This is a genomic window from Comamonas sp. 26 (genome assembly GCF_002754475.1).
Lineage (GTDB): Bacteria > Pseudomonadota > Gammaproteobacteria > Burkholderiales > Burkholderiaceae_C > Comamonas.
Map to the genome: position 1 here is coordinate 18720 of NZ_PEFL01000002.1, position 18953 is coordinate 37672.

Sequence of the window (18953 nt, forward strand, 5' to 3'; positions counted from 1 at the left end):
TCTAAATATCTATCGGCAAGAGCGACAGCAACACCTCCGACCCGGGCTCCGTGAAGAAATCACGAGATTGCAGCAACTGCATGGCCCAATATTCGCAAGGATTGCATACCAAATGATCGCCCCAACATCTTGCCCGGGAGTCTTCGGCTTCCAGCGGATTGGTTAAACCAGTTCGTGCGCCAGCATGTGTGGCGCTTGTTTGCAAATTTCGTTTTCCTTTGTGTGTTTGTGTGTGTTCGTACCCGAGAGGTGTTCATGCCCGTTTCAAAGTCCGAGAAGTCCAAGCAGGCCCCAGCAGCTTCCGCGAAGCCCAAGACCTCTAAAACTTCTGCTTCCACAGCAGTGCCCATCAAGGCCAGCGCCAGCAAGCCTGCAGTGAAGAAGAGTGCCGCAGCTGCGGCCGATGCAAAGAAAGACACCACCGTGGTTACCAAGTCACAAGCCGAACTCAAAGCCATGGCCGATGCGCTGCTGGCACAGGCAACTCCCAAGCGCGGCCGCAAGAAGGCCGAAGATGACGACACCGCTGCCGCCCCGGCCGCAGCCAAGAAGACTGTCGCCAAAAAAGCGCCTGCAGCCAAGAAGACTGCAGCTGTCAAGGCTCCTGCCGCCAGCGCTGACGCTGACAAAGCCCCTGCCAAGCGCGGCCGCAAGCCCAAGGCCAAGGAAGCCGACGAAGGCATGGATGATGCAGACCTGTCGGATATCGACAGCGACCTGGAAGGTGAAGTCGAAGAGGAAGTGGCAACCGGTGCCGCCGCCGCTCCTGCCGAAAAGGTCAAGCCTCTGCGCATGAAGATCAGCAAGGCGAAGGAACGCGCCTTGATGAAGGAATTCGGTCTGGACGAAACCGTTCTGACTGAAGACGAATTGAACACCCGCCGTCAGCGTCTGAAGATGCTGATCAAGCTGGGCAAGACCCGCGGCTACCTGACTCACGCTGAAATCAACGACCACTTGCCCGACAAGCTGGTCGATGCCGAAACGCTGGAAGTCGTGGTCTCCATGTTGAACGACATGGGTGTGGCGGTGTACGAGCAGACGCCCGACGCCGAAACCCTGCTGCTGAACAACACTGGGCAGTCCGCCGCTACTGAAGAAGAAGCCGAAGAAGCTGCCGAAGCCGCGCTCTCCACCGTGGACTCGGAATTCGGCCGCACAACCGACCCTGTTCGCATGTACATGCGTGAAATGGGTACGGTTGAGCTGCTGACGCGTGAAGGCGAAATTGAAATTGCCAAGCGCATTGAAGGCGGCCTGATGGACATGATGGAAGCCATCTCGGCTTCCCCTGCCACCATCGCCGAGATCCTCAACATGTCTGAGGAAATTCGCGAAGGCAAGGTTGTCATCACCACCGTGGTGGACGGCTTCGTCAACGCGAACGAAAACGATGACTACGTGGCCGAAGAAGACTTCGACGAATACGACGAAGAGGACGACGACGACGGCAAGGGCGGCTCCAAGGCCCTGACCAAGAAGCTCGAAGAGTTGAAAAACGAAGCGCTGACCCGCTTTGACAACATGCGCGAGCAGTTCGACAAGATGCACAAGGTGTATGACAAGGAAGGCTACGGCACTGAGGCATACATGAAGGTGCAGAAGGCCATCACCGAACAGCTGATGACCATCCGCTTCACGGCCAAGACCATTGAGAAGCTGTGCGATCTGGTGCGCGCTCAGGTAGATGACGTGCGCAAGAAGGAACGCGAGCTGCGCAAGATCATCGTGGACAAGTGCGGCATGTCGCAGGAACAGTTCATCAAGGACTTCCCGCCCAACCTGCTGAACAAGGAATGGGTTATCAAGCAAGTCGCCGCAGGCAAGCCCTACAGCGCCGTGCTGGAACGCAATATTCCGCCCGTGCAAGAGCTGCAGCAGAACCTGATCGACTTGCAAGCCCGCGTGGTCGTGCCTCTGGATGAGCTGAAAAGCATCAACAAGCGCATGAACAATGGCGAGCGTGCCAGCCGTTTCGCTAAAAAGGAAATGATCGAGGCCAACTTGCGTCTCGTGATCTCCATCGCCAAGAAGTACACCAACCGTGGTCTGCAGTTCCTGGACTTGATTCAGGAAGGCAACATCGGCCTGATGAAGGCCGTGGACAAGTTTGAATACCGCCGCGGCTACAAGTTCTCGACCTATGCCACCTGGTGGATTCGTCAGGCTATCACGCGCTCCATCGCTGATCAGGCCCGCACGATCCGTATCCCCGTGCACATGATCGAAACCATCAACAAGATGAACCGCATCTCGCGCCAGCACTTGCAAGAGTTTGGTTTCGAGCCCGATGCGTCCATCCTGGCAGCCAAGATGGAAATTCCTGAGGACAAGATCCGCAAGATCATGAAGATCGCCAAGGAGCCGATTTCGATGGAAACCCCCATTGGCGACGACGACGATTCTCACCTGGGCGACTTCATCGAAGACGGCAACAACACAGCGCCTATCGACGCTGCGATGCAAGCCGGCCTGCGCGACGTGGTCAAGGACATCCTGGATGGCCTGACACCCCGCGAAGCCAAGGTGCTGCGCATGCGCTTCGGTATTGAAATGTCCACCGACCACACGCTGGAAGAAGTGGGCAAGCAGTTTGACGTGACACGTGAGCGTATCCGTCAGATCGAAGCCAAAGCGTTGCGCAAGTTGAAGCACCCTTCGCGCTCCGATAAGCTGCGCAGCTTCATCGACTCGCTGTAAAGTCTGTGCATGGAACCGGCCTGCTGGTTCCTCACTGCTCAAAGCCCCGACCTGCCCTAGGTCGGGGCTTTTTCATTTGCGCTCAGGTCAGCAAGTCTTTGCTTGCGCGCAAAGCCCATGGACAAGCCAAAAATAACGGAGATACAACATGGCCAACACCACTTCAACCGCGCTCAGCAAAGCCACCAGCCACAGCATCACTCGCCGTGAATGGTTGCACTACAGCTCAGCATTGCTCGCCGGTACCGCTTTTGCCGCGCCTTTGTCGCAAGCCAGTCAGGCTCAGCGACTGGGCACCGAGCTGCGCATCGTCATTCCCGCCAATCCCGGCGGCGGCTGGGACCAGACCGGCCGTGCACTGGGCGCGGCGCTGACCAGCAGCGGTATGGTGGACAGGGTTGTCTATGAAAACATTGGCGGCAAGGGAGGCACCATAGGCCTTTCCGACTACACCAAGCGCTACGGCAGCGACCCCAACAGCCTGTTGATTGGCGGCATGGTCATGGTGGGCGCACTGGCGCTAAACAAGGCATCGGCCGAGTTGAATCAGGTCCAGACTCTGGCACGCATGACCAGCGACTATCTGGTAGTGGCCGTGCCCGCCGATTCGCCCATCCGCAGCCCCAAGGATCTGGCCAAGGCCATGCGTGAAAACCTGCCCGCAGTGATGATTGCAGGAGGCTCCGCCGGTGGTGTGGACCATATGTATGCCGGCATGCTGGCCCGGGTCTCCAAAGCCAACGCCGAGCAGCTGCAGTACAAGCCCTTCGCTGGCGGCAACGATGTGCTGCAGTCTCTGCTGCAAAAACAGGTGCAAGTAGGGATTTCGGGCTATAGCGAACTGCGCGAGGCACTGCAAAGCGGCAAGCTGCGCGCGCTGGGTGTCTCTTCGCGCCGCGCCATGTTCGGCATTCCTTCCATGCGCGATCAAGGCATGGATGCTGAGATGTCCAACTGGCGCACCGTGATGACAGGCAAGAATGTGGTACCAGAGCGTGCCAAGCAAATGCTGGCTGCTATCGAATTTGCGAGCAACCATGACAGCTGGAAGCAGAGTCTGGCCAGCAACAACTGGAACGCCTCATGGATGACCGGCAAGGCCCTGCACGACTTCATGGAGATCGAGACCTCCACTGCGCAGCTGATGACCTACCTGCTCAAGCTCAAGAGCTAAGCCCCCGCTATGCTTGAGCGTATGAACTCTTCTGAAAACCCTCGCTCTAGCCCCCTGTCCGTCGCCGTCATGGGCGCGGGCTCGGTGGGTTGCTACTTTGGCGCCCTGCTGGCGCGCGCAGGCCACTCCGTCACGCTGATTGGCCGTGCATCCCATATGCAGGCCATTAACGAGCACGGCCTGAGGCTGCAGACCGCCACGGAAGACATTCATGTGCCTTTGGCCACCAGCACATCGGCCGATGCCGTCTCAGAGGCTGATGTGGTGTTGTTCTGCGTCAAATCCACCGACACAGAAGCCGCAGCCGCGCAGATCAAACCCCACCTTGCCCGCCACACCCAGGTACTGAGCCTGCAAAACGGCGTGGACAACGACCAGCGCCTGCGCCAGGTGCTGGGCAACCAGCCCGTGGCCGCTGCCGTGGTCTATGTGGCAACCGCCATGGCCGGGCTGGGCCATGTGCGCCACTTCGGCAGAGGCGAACTGGTGATTGCGCCCTGCCCGCAAGGCGATGCCATTGCGCAGCAGTTCAGCGCCGCGCACATCCCCACCCAGGTTTCGGGCAGCGTGCTGGCTGCGCTGTGGCAAAAGCTCATCATCAACTGCGTGTACAACGCACTGTCCGCCCTCACCCAGCAGCCCTATGGCTGGCTGGTGGCGCAGGATGGCGTGCCTGCCGTCATGCAAGACATTGCCAGCGAATGCAAGGCCGTGGCTTTGGCAGATGGTGTACAGCTGTCGGCCGACATCGACGAGGCAGTCGCCGCGATTGCACGCACCATGCCGCAACAGCTGTCTTCCACCGCGCAAGATCTGGCACGCGCCAAGCCCACGGAGATCGACCATCTCAACGGCTATGTGGTGCGACGCGGGCAGGCGCTGGGCATTGCCACACCAGCCAATCGTCTGCTGCAAGTGCTGGTGCAGCTCAAGCAAACAGCTGCAAAAACCGAACAACTATGATTTCCATAGCTGCCAGCGCTTATCAATAAAGGGCTTGAGTGCATTTATGGATCCACGAATCAATAAGCCAGCGCTAACACAGCCTGCAAACCATGCCATATCTGCCTGAAGCCTGCCCCCGCTCTCCTTGTATTGCTATAAACCCTGAAGCAACAGGATTTAGGCTCTTGATTCGTGGCTGGCCTGCAACACTTGCGGCTAGTTTGTGACGTTATCGCCTCAAGGCGTTGCAGTTGCAGATTTGAAGCTACTAAACTTGTAGCAAAATAAATTAACCGCTATAGTCTTTAAGACTTGGCACTGTACGCACCAAGTGCGCCCAGCTCGACAACATCATTGCGCAAGGAGAAGCGTCCATGAGCTCCAAAGAAAACGCCGCCATCAACCAGCTGTTCGAGAAGCTCGAATGCCGCTATGCGCTGCGCGTGCTGTGGGCTCTGCGGGATGGACATCCCCAGACCTTCCGTCTGCTGCAAGACAGCGTCGGCGGCATCACCCCGAACACCCTGAACACCCGTATCAAGGAATTGCGAGAGTGCGGCCTGCTGGAGCACGGCAGCGACGGCTACACAGTGACCCTGACCGGTCAGGACCTGCTCAAGCGCCTGTCTGATGTGCAGGCCTTTGCCAACCGCTGGGTTGCAGCACGCGCCAAGAAGTAAAATTTGCCGCTAATGCGGCCGGGAGCAGGCTATTGCGGCCTGCTCTCATATCATTCGAGGGCCCCAAGCATGCTTGGCTGGCCCTTTTTCAATCGCCTTTTTCTGATTTGCGCTGAAAGGAAATCCATCATGGCTTTCAACACTACCGCCTCTGGCCTGCAATACGAAGACACCGTGGTCGGCGAAGGCGCCGAAGCCACCAGCGGCGCTGACGTCAAAGTGCATTACACAGGCTGGTTGTACCAAGACGGCGTACAAGGCGCCAAGTTTGATTCCAGCAAAGACCGCCGCGAGCCTTTTGAATTCACACTGGACGATGGCATGGTCATCCGCGGCTGGGACGAAGGCGTACAGGGCATGAAGGTGGGCGGCAAGCGCACCTTGATCATTCCTGCAGCGCTTGGCTATGGTGCCCAAGGCGCAGGCGGCGCGATTCCTCCTAACGCCACGCTGATGTTTGACGTGGAACTGCTGGGCAGCAAGGCTGCGCCCGTGCTGCAAATCGAAGACACCGTCGTGGGCGACGGCGCTGAAGCCACACGCGGTGCACGCGTGACCGTGCACTACACCGGCTGGTTGTACAAAGACGGCGTGCAAGGCGCCAAGTTTGATTCCAGCAAAGACCGCAATGACCCCTTCCAGTTCCAATTGGGTGCGGGCATGGTCATAAAGGGATGGGACCAGGGCGTGCAAGGCATGAAGGTGGGCGGTCAGCGCACCTTGATCATTCCTGCAGAGCTGGGCTACGGCGCTCGCGGGGCAGGCGGCGTGATTCCTCCCAACGCGACTCTGAAGTTTGATGTGGAACTGCTGGCTGTCTAAGCTACAGACTCTGCAATGACAAAAGCGGCTTTCGAGCCGCTTTTTCTTTAGGTAAATGCGGGATGCTTATTCCGCCTCGGCCCCAAACAAAGCCCTGTGCAGCGGCCCATAAGCCTTGTCGCCAGCCGCTTCGCGGATACGTGGGGCCAGCTCCACCAGTTGCTCATAGCCCATGGCCGCTTCCACCGCCAGATTGAGCCTGAAGCCCTTGAGCCCCAGCCCTCCGGTAATAGACACCGCCATGGGATAAGCCTGCTGATAACGTCGCATGGTGCTGCCCGGCTCTACCTTGGCAGGCGCCAGAGACGGCAGCACAGCCTTAGCTGGCTGCGCTTCAACAGCCACAGTCGCTTCACCCGCCAGGGCTGGAGCCTCCCGCCTGGCAAGCCAGCCTTTGGTGACCAAGGCCAGAATATCGTCCTTGCTCACACCCGTGGCTGCCGTGGCGGTCAGCACCTGCGCCAGACTGCGACTGCCATCAAACAACAAAAAGGCCGAACGCAGCCGCTGGCTCAAATCAACGTGGCGCTCCTTGAAGGCCTGCTGCCCTTCGGGTGTTTTGACTAAGTACATCAGCCTTGCCTCTCCTTTACTTTTGTTCTTGAAAACAGGGTTCTTGGAAAAGCAGAGTGGCAGCTATGACAAAGGCTGCAAAGCGGGTTTACCTGCAAACTCAGGCCGGATGGATGAGCTGAAATTTCATCTAAAAACAGCCTCCAGATCAATACATACAATTGCAAGCAGCTATCAAATTAAGTATTAAAGCTGGCTTTAGAACGGCGCAGCTCCCACCAGCTGACCAGGAATGTCGTGGCAAAGCCCGCAGGCACACCAAACACACCTGCTGATATGGGCTGAATGCCCCACCACAACCCCTCAACACGCAAAGCTGCTGGCAATACGCCTTGCAGGCCTTGTACATGGGTGAGCATGTAATACACGGTAACGGCCAGTCCCAGCAGCATGCCGGCCACCGCCCCGCGCCTGGTGGTGCCGCGCCAGAAGATGCCCATCACCATGGCAGGCACAAAGGCCGATGCAGCAAGCGAGAACGAGGCCGAGACCATGGGCAAAATGTCTGATGAGCGCCGCGCCGCCACAAAGGCTGCAGACAGCGCCACCAGCATCAGTGCAAATTTGGACAAAATCACGCGCTGCTCAGGCGAGATACGGCGTTTGCGAGCCGTATCCACACGCTGGCGCTCCTGAAAATACAGATCCCGCACCAGCGCGTTGCTGATGGTCAGCAGCAAACCATCCGCCGTGGATAGCGCTGCCGCAAGCCCGCCAGCCGCCACCAGGCCCGAGACCACATAGGGCATGCCACCCAGCTCGGGCGTGACCAGCATGATGAGGTCGGCCCCCATGCGAATCTCACCAAACTGCAAAATGCCATCGCCATTGATGTCTTCGACCGCTAACAGCGATCCATCGACCCGGGACCACTGGGCAATCCAGTTGGGCAAGGCATCAAAGTGCGTACCGACCAGGTTGTTCATCACCTCGTACTTGACCAGCACCGCCAGCGCAGGCGCGCACAGATACAGCAGGCCGATAAAGAACAGCGTCCACGCCACCGAGCTGCGCGCTGCCGACACCGTAGGCACCGTGTAATAGCGGGTGAGCAGATGCGGCAAGCCAGCCGTGCCTACCATCAGGCAGAACATCAGCGCCAGAAAGTTACGGCGACTGTGTTCATAGGTCTGCTGCTCCTCAGACGTGCCATGCGGGTCGCCCGCAAAAGGCTGGCTTTGCAGCGGCATGCCGCCCAGCGGCTTGGCCCTCTCATAGGCTTCGCGCAACTCACGCATCCAGCGCTCACGCGCGGCTGCTTCATCCTTGGGCATAGCAGCCAGTTCACGGCTGGCGGCCATGATGGCACCGATATTGCCGCTGCTGGTACGCAGCTCGCGGATATGCTCGCTCAGCGCCTGGCGCTCTGCCGTCAGCACATTGGGCACATCGCGCAGCTTGGCCTGCAGCACCTGAGCGCGGGTGCGATAGGCCTCCAGTACAGACTGCTCGGCCTCGGACGCCAGCAGTTGCTGCTCCAGCTGTGCAATTTTGCCCAGTTGCTGGGTATAGGCTGCTGGAGCCAAAGGGTTGCCCAATTGCTTATAAGCCAGCCATGACACCGGCAGCATGAATGCCAGCAAGATCACCACGTATTGCGCCACCTGCGTCCAGGTAATGGCGCGCATACCTCCCAAGAACGAGCACAGCAATACACCGCCCAGCCCCAGCATGATGCCGATCTCGAACTGCACGCCCGTCAGCCGTGCCGCAATCAGGCCCACACCGTAGATTTGCGCCACCACATAGGTAAACGAGCAGGTAATGGCCGCCAGCGCGGCAATGATGCGCGGCCAGCGCCCGCCAAACCGGGCCTGAAAAAAGTCAGGCACGGTGTAGAGATTCATGGCCCGCAGATAGGGAGCAATCAGCATGCCGACGAGGCAGAAGCCCCCAGTCCAGCCCAGCACATAGGCTAGGCCGCCCGGCTGGGTGCCCGCCCCCGAAAAACCTTGCAGATACAGCGCGCCAGAGAGGCTGATGAACGATGCAGCGCTCATCCAGTCCGCAGCCGCTGCCATGCCGTTGTAAAAAGCCGGTATACGCCGCCCGGCGACGAAATACTCTTCGGCATCACTGGTGCGTGTGTAGACACCGATGCCCGCATACACCATCACAGTGCAAAACAGAAAAATGGGCCCGATCCAGTGGCGCGACAGGCCGCGCCCTTCGGCCCAGAGCATGGTCAGCACAAAGCCTGCCACACCCAGCACATAGAGGAAAAGAATGCGATGCAGCCGCCAGTGATAGGCGCTGCTCGGTGCGGGCCGCTCAGGCATGAAAATCAGTAGCGGAGGATGTTGCGTCGTGCTCTGAAGCCTCTTTGCGGGCCTCGTCACGCGCTTGCTGGCGCTCAAAATAATCCATGGCCACACAATAGACCACGATGATGAGCAGGAACATCAGGACCGCCCCTTGGGCCGCCATCCAGTAAGCCGCAGACCAGCCCGGCATCAGCGCCTGCAGATCACGTGCGAAATAGCTGGTGCCAAATGAAAAAACCACCCAGACGGTCAGCAGCAAGGCCTTGAGTCTCAGGTGGTGTGTGTCGTGCAAGTCCGGCGGAAAAGTGACTTCTACCGGATTGCCCAATGCATCGAAAGCGTCGAATGCCCGCAAAGAGGCATCCGACACGGCATCGTCATGCGAAGGCGCGTGGTGCGTCTGCATGGCGATGCTGGGGCTTATTGAGCCAGACGCTGCCAAGTGGCAACAACGCTGTCGGGGTTCAGCGAGATCGACTTGATACCCTTTTCTGCCAACCACAGGGCGAAGTCAGGGTGATCCGAAGGGCCCTGACCGCAGATGCCCACGTACTTATCTTGCTTCAGGCAGGCGGTAATCGCCAGCTCCAGCATCTTCTTGACTGCAGGGTCGCGTTCGTCAAAGTCAGCAGCCAGCAGTTCCAGACCGGAGTCACGGTCCAAACCCAGGGTCAGCTGTGTCAGATCGTTGGAGCCGATGGAGAAGCCGTCGAAGTACTCGAGGAACTCGTCCGCCAGAATGGCGTTCGAAGGCACTTCGCACATCATGATGAACTTCAGGCCGTTCTCGCCGCGCTTCAGGCCATTTTCAGCCAGCAGCTCAGTCACGCGCTTGGCCTGACCCAGCGTACGCACGAAGGGGATCATGATCTGCACATTCGTCAGGCCCATGTCTTCACGCACGCGGTGCAGAGCTTCGCATTCCATCTTGAACGCTTCGCCGAATTCCTTGGAAATGTAGCGGGCTGCGCCACGGAAGCCCAACATGGGGTTCTCTTCCTCGGGTTCGTAGCGGCTGCCACCGATCAGCTTGCGGTACTCGTTGGACTTGAAGTCCGACATGCGCACGATGACGGGCTTGGGCCAGAATGCAGCGGCAATGGTAGCCACACCTTCAGCAACCTTGTCCACGTAGAAAGCGCGGGGCGATGCATGGCCACGGGCCACGGACTCCACGGCCTTCTTCAGGTCGGCATCCACAGCAGGGTAGTCCAGGATGGCCTTGGGGTGCACGCCGATGTTGTTGTTGATGATGAACTCAACACGGGCCAGACCCACGCCTTCATTGGGCAACTGAGCAAAGTCAAAAGCCAGCTGGGGGTTGCCCACATTCATCATGATCTTGGTCTTGATGGCAGGCATTTCACCGCGCTTGACCTCGGTCACTTCGGTATCCAGCACGCCGTCATAGATCTTGCCGGTGTCGCCTTCGGAGCAGGACACGGTCACCAGAGTGCCAGCCTTGAGCAGGTCGGTGGCGTTGCCGCAACCCACCACGGCGGGGATACCCAGTTCACGCGCAATGATGGCAGCGTGGCAGGTACGGCCTCCGCGGTTGGTGACGATGGCCGAAGCCTTCTTCATGACGGGTTCCCAGTTGGGGTCGGTCATGTCGGTCACCAGTACATCGCCAGCTTGCACTTGATCCATCTGCGAGATGTCGGACACCAGACGCACAGGGCCGGTACCAATCTTCTGACCAATGGCACGGCCTTCGGCCAGCACGGTGCCTGTGCTCTTGAGCTTGTAGCGCAGCTCGGCTTGGCCCTTGGACTGGCTCTTCACGGTTTCAGGGCGTGCCTGAAGGATGTAGAGCTGACCATCGGTGCCGTCCTTGCCCCACTCGATGTCCATGGGACGACCGTAGTGTTCTTCGATCACCAGAGCGTAGCGCGCCAGCTGTTCGACATCAGCGTCGGTCAGCGAATAGCGGTTGCGCAGTTCGTGGGCCACATCGGTAGTCTTGACCAGCTTGCCGTCAGCAGCCTTCTCTTCAGCCGAAGAAAAGACCATCTGGATCAGCTTGGAGCCCAGATTACGGCGAATCAAAGCCTTGTTGCCAGCCTTGAGCATGGGCTTGTGCACGTAGAACTCGTCAGGGTTCACAGCGCCCTGCACCACGGTTTCACCCAGGCCATAGCTGGAAGTGATGAACACCACATCTTCAAAGCCAGACTCGGTGTCGATGGTGAACATCACGCCGGCAGCACCCAGATCGGAACGCACCATGCGCTGCACGCCAGCGGACAAGGCCACCACATCGTGCTCAAAGCCCTTGTGCACGCGGTAAGAGATAGCGCGGTCGTTGTATAGCGACGCGAACACTTCCTTCATCTTGTGCAGCACGTCTTCGATGCCCACCACGTTCAGGAAGGTTTCTTGCTGACCTGCGAACGATGCATCGGGCAAGTCTTCTGCTGTGGCGGAAGAGCGCACGGCGAACGAAGCGGCAGGGTTGCCCGCTTGCAGCGTGATGAAGTCAGCGCGGATGGCGGCTTCCAGATCGGCAGGGAAAGGCTGGCTTTCCACCATGGCGCGGATTTCAGCGCCCACAGCGGCCAGAGCGCGGACATCGTCCACATCCAGCGCAGCCAGCTTGGCGGAAATCTTGCCGGCCAGACCTTCAAAGGCCAGGAATTCGCGGAAGGCATGAGCCGTCGTCGCAAAGCCGGTAGGAACGCGCACGCCCTGGGGCAGTTGCGAGATCATTTCGCCCAGCGAGGCGTTTTTGCCGCCGACCGACTCAACGTCGGTCATTCTCAGTTTTTCAAACGGAACGACTAATGCGGTCGCTTCGAACAGTTGAGACATGGGAAAACTCCAAAGGTAAAAAACCGGCACGCTTGCGAGGCCTGGGCTGAATGGCCAGGCGACGCGAACCCACGCTGCATCAAGGCAGTGCTTTGCTGTTCTGGATGTTGACCGTCAACGAGCATGGGTGGAATTTGGGAATAATGGGCGCAATTGTAGGCCTAGCCATGACATCTCGCGTGGCACAAACCTGTTTCTCCGCTCAGGGAATGGCATTGCCAGCCCCGTCCCCACCTAATCACTGCGCGCACCATGCATACCCATACGATTTTTGTCATTTCTGACGGCACAGGCATCACGGCTGAAACCTTTGGCACAGCCATCATGGCCCAGTTCGACAGCAAGCCGCGTCTGATTCGCATCCCTTTTGTGGACTCGATGGACAAGATTCATCAGGCCGTTCGCCAGATCAATCATGTGGCGGATGTGGAAAACAAGAAGCCCATCATCTTCACCACGCTGGTCAATCAGGAGATGCTGGAATTTCTGGAAGCCAACAGCAAGGGCAAGCTGTTTGACATGTTCGGCACCTTTGTGCGCCCACTGGAGGTGGAGCTGGGCCAGAAATCGCTGCACCGCGTGGGCCGCTTTGCCGATATCAGCGAGAGCAAAGAATATCTGGAGCGCATGGAGGCCATCAATTACACACTGGCCCATGACGACGGCCAGACCCATACCGACCTGACCGGTGCAGACGTGATTCTGGTGGGCGTGAGCCGCTCAGGCAAGACGCCAACCAGCCTGTACCTGGCCATGCAGTTTGGCCTGAAGGTAGCTAACTACCCGCTGATCCCCGAAGACTTTGAACGCAAGCAGCTGCCGCCCGCGCTGGAGCCCTTCCGCAAAAAACTGTTTGGCCTGACGATTCAGCCCGAGCGCCTGTCCAGCATCCGCAACGAGCGCCGTCCTGACTCCAAGTACGCCAGCCTGCAGAACTGCCGCTATGAAGTGGCCGAGGCCGAATCCATGATGCGCCGCAGTGGCATCGAGTGGCTCTCCAGCACCACCAAGTCGATTGAAGAAATCGCTACGACCATCCTGCAGGAAGTGCTGCCTCAACATCTGGGGCATTGAAACCTTGATGTAGAGCGCAGTGCTCAGTCGCTCTCAGTCGCTTCGGTCCGGCACGGGCCAGCGCAGCTTCGCCTGAGCGGGCAACTGTTCCAGCAGATAGTCCACCAGGGCGCGCACCTTGGCCGGCACATATTGCCGGTCTCTGAAACAGGCAAAAAAGTCCAGCGGCGCATGCTCGAACTGCAGTTGCCCCTTGCGCGCTGGCTTCAAGTCCAGCGGCTGCAGCCGGCCCTGGCGCACCAACTCATGCACGATGAAGCTGCCAGCCCAGACAATGCCACCGCCAGCGGCCGCAAATTCCACCAGGGCATTGATGTCGTTGCCAATCACCGCAATGCGCTGCGGAGGATCGCTGCGCAGACCGTCACGCATAAAAGGCCAGCGCATCAGCCGGCCATCGCGCTCGCGCCGGTAGAGCAGACAGGCATGCTCGAGCAGCTCTTGCGCCGTCTGCGGGCTGCCATGCTGCTGCAGATACTGGGGTGAGGCGCACAGAATGCGCGGCACCGAAGCCAGCAACCGCACTGACATGCCGGGCTCCAGCACATCGCGGTAGCACAGGCTGATATCTACATCCTCCTTGAGCACGTCCACATAGCGGTCGGCAATCAACAGCTCGATCTCCAGCTGCGGGTGGCGAGCGGTAAAAGCCGGCAGCAGCGGTGCCAGCACATGGCGACCAAAAGCCGACATGCAGGCAATGCGCAGCCGGCCTTGCAGCTGACCGTGCAGAAGCGACAGGTCGGACTGGGCTTTTTCCAGCGCCTCAAGCACCGGGGCCACGCTTGCCAGATAGCGCTCACCGGCTTCGGTCAGCGCCATGGACCTGGTGGTTCGCGTGATCAGCCGCGTGCCCAGATCACGCTCCAGTCGCGCAATATTCTGGCTGGCGGCGGCCGGCGAAATGCCCAGCTGGCGCGCGGCCGAAGCGATGGAGCCGCCCTCCAGCGCTTTGACAAAGGTTTCTATGGCTCGCAGATTCGGCATATGCACCAATGTATCGCCAAAGTATTCTGAAGTTTGAATTACGAGTGCAGCAAGCTGGCACCCTCTACCGCCATTCAGGGGGCGGGCTTAGAGTCCGGGTACTTTGAAAACATAGACGCCCGGCAGTCGGCCCTTGCGCCGTCTTCTCCTGCAGTGATGCATGCGGGCGCAAAAACATTGCTATTACCAACACCATGAGCTCTTCCCTCTCCAAGCCCGCGGGCCCTAAGCTGCACAAGCGCTACACCCCTTATGTCTTCGCCTTCTACATGGCGGGCATCATGGCTTTTCTGATGTCCTGCACCATCGTGGCGGCCAACAGCGGTCTGGGCAGCGGCTTTCTGCAGCGCGTGCTCAGCGCCTATGCCCTGGCCATGCCCGTGGCATTTTGCTGTGTGGTGCTGGTACGGCCCTTGGTGCTAAGGCTGGTAGCGCTCACCGTGCACAGTCATTGAGGGACTAAAGAATCGCTATCGAATCTGAAGTGGCCTGCGCATGGCCAACCCCAGATTTCGATGAATTACCTTATGAAGCTCAGGCAGCCATTGCGCTACCCGCTACAAAAAGATATTGCAGCGCGCCGTCGCTGCTGCGCACCGGGTCGCATTGCATGTCCCACACGCGCTGAATCAGCTCAGGCTGCAGCACCTCTTGCGTTGCTCCCCAGCTCACGCCAGCAGCTCCGCCCAGCACTAGCACATCGTCGGCATAGCGCAGGGCCAGGTTCAAGTCGTGCAAGACCGCTACTACGCCCACACCGCGCTGGCTCGCCCAGTCGCGCAGCAGGCGCATGGCGTGGTGCTGGTGGGCTAGGTCAAGCGCAGCCGTGGGTTCATCCAGCAGTAGCCAGCGGGCAGCGCCATCGGCAGGTGCCTGCCAGATTTGCGCCAGTGCCCTTGCCAGATGGGCGCGGGCACGCTCGCCGCCAGACAATGTATTGATGCTGCGCTGGGCCAGATGGTCAACACCCGTTAGTACCATGGCCTCGGCCGGAATTTGTGCTTCTTCAGCACCGGGCTGGTTGCGGTGCGGGTAGCGCCCCAGCTCCACCACTTCCTGCGCCGTAAAGTCAAACGCCACGCTGCAATCCTGAGGCATGACGGAGCGGCGACGGGCCAGCCTCTCAACCGGGTGGCTCGACAGCTCCACCCCATCCAGCAGCACCTGCCCGGCCTGCGGAGCGCGCTCGCCCACCAGCATGGACATCAGCGTGGATTTGCCCGCACCATTGGGGCCGAGGATGGCGGTAAAGCGCCCGGCCTGAATCTGCACATCGACCGTGGCCAGACGCGGACCTTTGGCCACGCCTACGCCCAGATTGCGGCATTCGATCTGTGAACCCATCTGTGACGCGGCACTCATACCTTGCTCCTGAACTGGCGCAGCATGGCCAGAAATAGCGGCACGCCAATAAAGGCTGTCAGCACGCCCAGCGGCAGCTCCGCCGGTTTGACGATGGTGCGCGCCACGGCGTCGGCGCTGACCACTAGCGCCGCCCCCAGCAGGGCCGAGCCCGGCAGCACCACCCGGTGATCTGGCCCGGCAATCAGCCGCACCCAGTGCGGCGCGACGAGGCCGATAAAGCCGATGATGCCGGTGGTCGCCGTCACCGCGCCCACGGCCAGCGCCGCCACCAGCACGGTGCGGCGTTTGGTTTTTTCAACCGCCACGCCCAGCAGATTGGCCTGAGCCTCACCCAGCGCAATCGCATTCAAAGGCCTTGCCAACGCCAGCGCGGCCAGCGTGTTTAAAGCGACAGCAGACCCCACCAGACCCACCGCACTCCAGCGCGATGCGCCCAGGCTGCCCAGCAACCACATCTGCAGGTTGCGCAGCTGTTCGTCGGTCGAGATAAAGCTCAAAAAGCCCAGACCGGCACCGGCCAGCGCATTAATCGCAATGCCAGCCAGCAGCATCAGGCCGATGCGGGTGGTGCCCTGAACCTGGCCCAGCACATAGACCACGGCCGTGACGGCCAAACCGCCGCCAAACGCCATGACCACCAGTGCCCAGCTGCCCAGATGGCGCGGCAGCCACGGCAGGTACATGCCGCCCAGAACAATGGTGATGCCCGCCGCCAGCGCAGCGCCGCTGCTCACACCAATCAGGCCGGGGTCTGCCAGTGGGTTGCGAAACAGGCCCTGCATCAGTGCACCGGCCAGCCCCAGACCTGCGCCAGCAGCCACGCCCATCAGCAGGCGTGGCAGTCGAATATTGAGAAAGACCAGATGCTCTGGCCCCTGCTGCACCGCACCGCCCAGCAGGCCGCGCAGACCATCCCAGACAATGCCCGGCAACTGCGCGGGCGCAATCGCATAGGCACCGCTGGCTGCCCCCCAGACCATGGCCAGCAGCACCAGCACCGCGCCCAGCAGCAGCGCGGCGCTGCGGCTGAGCCGCCCGGCTGGCGTGCGCCAGCGCGATGCAGCCATGGGCGCGCGAAGCACCGGAGTGACCGGCTTACCCGATTTGGCGAGCACGGCACTCATCTCACGCCACCCACTGCAGACTGCGCATATGCAGCGCCTGCACCGCCGTAGGCAGGCGCGGGCCAAAGCCCAGCAGGTGGCTGGCCTCCAGCGTTACCAGCGCTTTCTTGGCAAAAGCCGGGGTCAGGGCCAGCTCGGGCCGCTTCCAGAAGGCCTGCTCACCACCCAGCGCTTCAATGCCCTGGGTGGTGTTGATGATGACTTCTGGTGCGGCGCTGGCCATGGCCTCTGCCGTCAGCGGCTTGTAGCCATCAAACTGGTCGATGGCGTTGACACAGCCTGCGTACTGAATCAGCGCATTGGCCGCCGTGCCCCGCCCTGCCACCTGCGGGCTGCCGCTGTGCGCCAGCACAAACAGCACGCGCGGCTTGCGCTGGGCCTTGGCGACCTGGGCCTGCACCGAGCTCCACTGCGTATCGAGCTGGGCCAGCAGCTTTTCGGCATCGGCAACACGGCCTGTTTCACGGCCCACGACCTTGACCTTTTCCTGCACCTCAGCCCAGTTGTGCTCAGCCTTGACCAGAGCCACACGCACACCGGCCTGTCGAATCTGATCGAGCACCACGGGCGGCCCGGCATCGCTGGTGCCAACCACCGCATCGGGCTTGAGCGACAGCAGGCCTTCGGCCGAGAGCTGGCGCACATAACCGACCTTGGTCGTTTTCTGCGCAGCTTCAGGGAACAGGCTGGTGGTGTCCGTACCCACCAGCAGGCTCTGCGCGTTCAGCAGATAGACCACTTCGGTCAACGCGCCGCTGAGCGAGACCAGGCGGCGTGCGGGAGCAGCCACCTGCGCAGAATTTTGTGCAAATGCGGGCATGGCTGAAGCCATTGCCGCACCGCCCAGCCACTGCAGACTGACGCGCCGTGACAGCAATATGTCGCTCATGCAGCCTCCGCCACCGCCGCATGGCGCTGCAGGCCAGCCACCAGATCACGCCAGCTTTGCAGCTCGGGCTGGCCGGGCTTGCGCTCGCCAAAGAACATGGCCATGTTGTTGCCTTCGGCATCAAAGACTTCCACCGATGTCACCACGCCATCGCTGGTGGGCTTTTGCACCACCCACACATTGGCAATCATGTCGGTGCGCAGGTGCAAGTTGAAGCCCTTGTCCAGCACATTGATCCAGCGCACGCCATCCTTGCCATCCATGGGCTGAATATTGCTGACCGGGCCGGTGTGAATCTGAATGCAGCCGCTGCTGCCCACAAACACCATGATGGAAACACCATCCACCGCGGCATTGCCCAGCAGCTGGGTGACGGCATAGGCGCTCAAACGCTCGCAATACTGAGGCACCAGACGGAAGGCCTGCTGGCGCTCAACGCCAAACTTGCGCAGCATCTCAAAGAATTCGTGCGTGTCCTTCAGCGCGGTCCATGCCTGGGTCAGCCCTGGCACGTCAATCTCGGCATCGGCCTTGACGGCGGGCTTGGCTGCGGGTTCACGGAATACATAGCCAGCGGATGGCTCGGCAAAACGCTCCACCAGCGCATTCCATGCGGCCATATCGGTCGCTTCACGCGCAAACACCTTGTGCACGGCGCGCCCCGCTGCGTCATAGAACTGCAGGCTGTGCATCGCCGGGCGATTGCCATTGGCCGCCGCTTCCGTCACTGCAAAACCGGCATGCCAGTGCATAAAGAACAGGCGCAGATCAATCTCGCGGCTCAGCGCCAGACCGACGGGACCTTGGGCCGATACGTTCTGGTAGATGCCGTCTTTTTCATGCACGGTAGATTCGTTGCGCGTCAGCGCCATCACCGTGCCGCAGGCCTCAAGGCCTTTGAGAATGTCCAGCCACTCAGCGCGCAGCGGCACGGCTTTCAAGCTGCGCTCATGCTCGCCGCCGTGGGCGGCAATTACCGCACCTTCGCTCAGTTGCAGCGCCTCGGCGGCGTCTTTGGCACGCAGACCCTGCTGGCGCTTCTGCGCAAATTCTTCGCGAATCTGTACCGCTGTCATGGTGTTCATTTCGGGGGATGTGATGGCGTTCATTGCAGGGTCTCCGGGCTGTGGTGCCAGTGCGTTTGTGGTTGGTTAAATTCGTCGTCGAAACTGGGCTCAGCGGTTTGCTGATCCGGCTCGGGCTGGGCCAGCACCTGAGCCACCGTGGACCAGCGCTGCCCCAGCTTTTGCAGAAAATGGCGCATGTCGTCAGAGCGGGCGTGGCCATCCAGTCCATCGGCCATGCGCGCCAGCTGGTCCGACACACGCTGCGCCATGGGCGCGCGGTGCGCCGCACAGCAGCCTTGGCTAAAGCCGGTCATCAGCGCCAGCACGGTGGCCAGCTGGGCTTCGCCTTCGGTCAGCAGATATTCCTCATCGCGGCTGCCAGATTCACTCTGGGCATTCGCGGTGCTCTCATAAACAGACATGGCACACTCCTGCAGTTTTTGAGTCAAAAAAGCATCTAGCGCTTGCTAATCAAGCG

17 protein-coding genes and 1 pseudogene are annotated in these 18953 nt (G+C 60.2%); 8 read left to right on the top strand and 10 right to left on the bottom strand.

Annotated elements, in window-relative coordinates; genetic code table 11:
* The first annotated feature begins 255 nt into the window (after positions 1 to 255).
* The 6 genes and pseudogenes from rpoD (at position 256) to CLU84_RS22495 (ending at position 6321) form a co-directional block, all read left to right on the top strand.
* Entirely contained in the window at positions 256 to 2700 is a 2445-nt protein-coding gene (gene rpoD / locus CLU84_RS14655) for an RNA polymerase sigma factor RpoD (RefSeq protein ID WP_099739023.1), read from the top strand.
* Positions 2701 to 2848: 148 nt separating this feature from the next.
* Positions 2849 to 3874: a tripartite tricarboxylate transporter substrate binding protein gene (locus CLU84_RS14660; protein WP_099738048.1), complete on the top strand. Its 1026-nt coding sequence runs from the start codon at positions 2849 to 2851 to the stop codon at positions 3872 to 3874.
* A 21-nt stretch (positions 3875 to 3895) separates the two neighbouring features.
* Positions 3896 to 4837 carry a ketopantoate reductase family protein gene (locus CLU84_RS14665; RefSeq protein ID WP_099738049.1) on the top strand — a complete coding sequence of 314 codons (942 nt, stop codon included), beginning with the start codon at positions 3896 to 3898 and terminating at the stop codon, positions 4835 to 4837.
* Positions 4838 to 5193: 356 nt separating this feature from the next.
* A complete protein-coding gene (locus tag CLU84_RS14670; protein ID WP_003057624.1) occupies positions 5194 to 5499 on the top strand; it encodes a helix-turn-helix domain-containing protein in 306 nt (101 codons plus the stop codon).
* 129 nt (positions 5500 to 5628) lie between these two features.
* A pseudogene (locus tag CLU84_RS22490) lies at positions 5629 to 5973 on the top strand (FKBP-type peptidyl-prolyl cis-trans isomerase); the annotation flags it as partial.
* Positions 5953 to 6321 (top strand): FKBP-type peptidyl-prolyl cis-trans isomerase, encoded by a 369-nt coding sequence (locus tag CLU84_RS22495; protein ID WP_233210263.1) that lies wholly within the window; start codon positions 5953 to 5955, stop codon positions 6319 to 6321. The pseudogene CLU84_RS22490 and the gene CLU84_RS22495, both read left to right, overlap by 21 nt.
* Before the next feature lie 66 nt (positions 6322 to 6387).
* Here the strand turns inward: CLU84_RS22495 and CLU84_RS14680 are convergent, their stop codons facing one another.
* From CLU84_RS14680 to ppsA, 4 genes are all read right to left on the bottom strand, one after another.
* Positions 6388 to 6894, bottom strand: coding sequence for a hypothetical protein (locus CLU84_RS14680; protein ID WP_099738050.1), 507 nt, complete (start codon positions 6892 to 6894; stop codon positions 6388 to 6390).
* Positions 6895 to 7073: 179 nt separating this feature from the next.
* Positions 7074 to 9173: a VC_2705 family sodium/solute symporter gene (locus CLU84_RS14685; protein WP_099738051.1), complete on the bottom strand. Its 2100-nt coding sequence runs from the start codon at positions 9171 to 9173 to the stop codon at positions 7074 to 7076.
* On the bottom strand, positions 9166 to 9564 hold the full coding sequence (locus CLU84_RS14690) for a DUF4212 domain-containing protein (protein ID WP_099738052.1): 399 nt from the start codon (positions 9562 to 9564) through the stop codon (positions 9166 to 9168). Before CLU84_RS14690 ends, CLU84_RS14685 begins: the two co-directional genes overlap by 8 nt.
* A 14-nt stretch (positions 9565 to 9578) precedes the next feature.
* A complete protein-coding gene (gene ppsA, locus CLU84_RS14695) occupies positions 9579 to 11969 on the bottom strand; it encodes a phosphoenolpyruvate synthase (RefSeq protein ID WP_099738053.1) in 2391 nt (796 codons plus the stop codon).
* 252 nt (positions 11970 to 12221) lie between these two features.
* Between ppsA and CLU84_RS14700 the strand changes: the two genes are divergently transcribed.
* Complete coding sequence (locus tag CLU84_RS14700; protein ID WP_099738054.1) at positions 12222 to 13043, top strand: pyruvate, water dikinase regulatory protein; 822 nt, start codon at positions 12222 to 12224, stop codon at positions 13041 to 13043.
* A gap of 33 nt (positions 13044 to 13076) precedes the next feature.
* On the opposite strand, the gene CLU84_RS14705 is transcribed toward CLU84_RS14700, so the two are convergent.
* Positions 13077 to 14030 (bottom strand): LysR family transcriptional regulator, encoded by a 954-nt coding sequence (locus CLU84_RS14705; RefSeq protein ID WP_099738055.1) that lies wholly within the window; start codon positions 14028 to 14030, stop codon positions 13077 to 13079.
* Positions 14031 to 14224: 194 nt separating this feature from the next.
* On the opposite strand from CLU84_RS14705, the gene CLU84_RS14710 reads away from it, so the two are divergent.
* A complete protein-coding gene (locus CLU84_RS14710; protein ID WP_099738056.1) occupies positions 14225 to 14485 on the top strand; it encodes a DUF2798 domain-containing protein in 261 nt (86 codons plus the stop codon).
* A 79-nt stretch (positions 14486 to 14564) separates the two neighbouring features.
* Here the strand turns inward: CLU84_RS14710 and CLU84_RS14715 are convergent, their stop codons facing one another.
* Genes CLU84_RS14715 through CLU84_RS14735 form a run of 5 tightly spaced genes read right to left on the bottom strand, consistent with a single transcriptional unit; the run spans position 14565 to position 18897 of the window.
* Positions 14565 to 15392: a heme ABC transporter ATP-binding protein gene (locus CLU84_RS14715; RefSeq protein WP_199173785.1), complete on the bottom strand. Its 828-nt coding sequence runs from the start codon at positions 15390 to 15392 to the stop codon at positions 14565 to 14567.
* Positions 15389 to 16462 carry an iron ABC transporter permease gene (locus tag CLU84_RS14720; RefSeq protein ID WP_099739029.1) on the bottom strand — a complete coding sequence of 358 codons (1074 nt, stop codon included), beginning with the start codon at positions 16460 to 16462 and terminating at the stop codon, positions 15389 to 15391. Before CLU84_RS14720 ends, CLU84_RS14715 begins: the two co-directional genes overlap by 4 nt.
* A gap of 58 nt (positions 16463 to 16520) precedes the next feature.
* Complete coding sequence (locus tag CLU84_RS14725) at positions 16521 to 17408, bottom strand: hemin ABC transporter substrate-binding protein (protein ID WP_099738057.1); 888 nt, start codon at positions 17406 to 17408, stop codon at positions 16521 to 16523.
* A complete protein-coding gene (locus tag CLU84_RS14730) occupies positions 17405 to 18517 on the bottom strand; it encodes a hemin-degrading factor (protein WP_099738058.1) in 1113 nt (370 codons plus the stop codon). The genes CLU84_RS14725 and CLU84_RS14730 overlap by 4 nt, the downstream gene beginning before the upstream one ends.
* Positions 18514 to 18897 (bottom strand): hypothetical protein, encoded by a 384-nt coding sequence (locus CLU84_RS14735; protein ID WP_099738059.1) that lies wholly within the window; start codon positions 18895 to 18897, stop codon positions 18514 to 18516. The genes CLU84_RS14730 and CLU84_RS14735 overlap by 4 nt, the downstream gene beginning before the upstream one ends.
* Positions 18898 to 18953 lie beyond the last annotated feature (56 nt).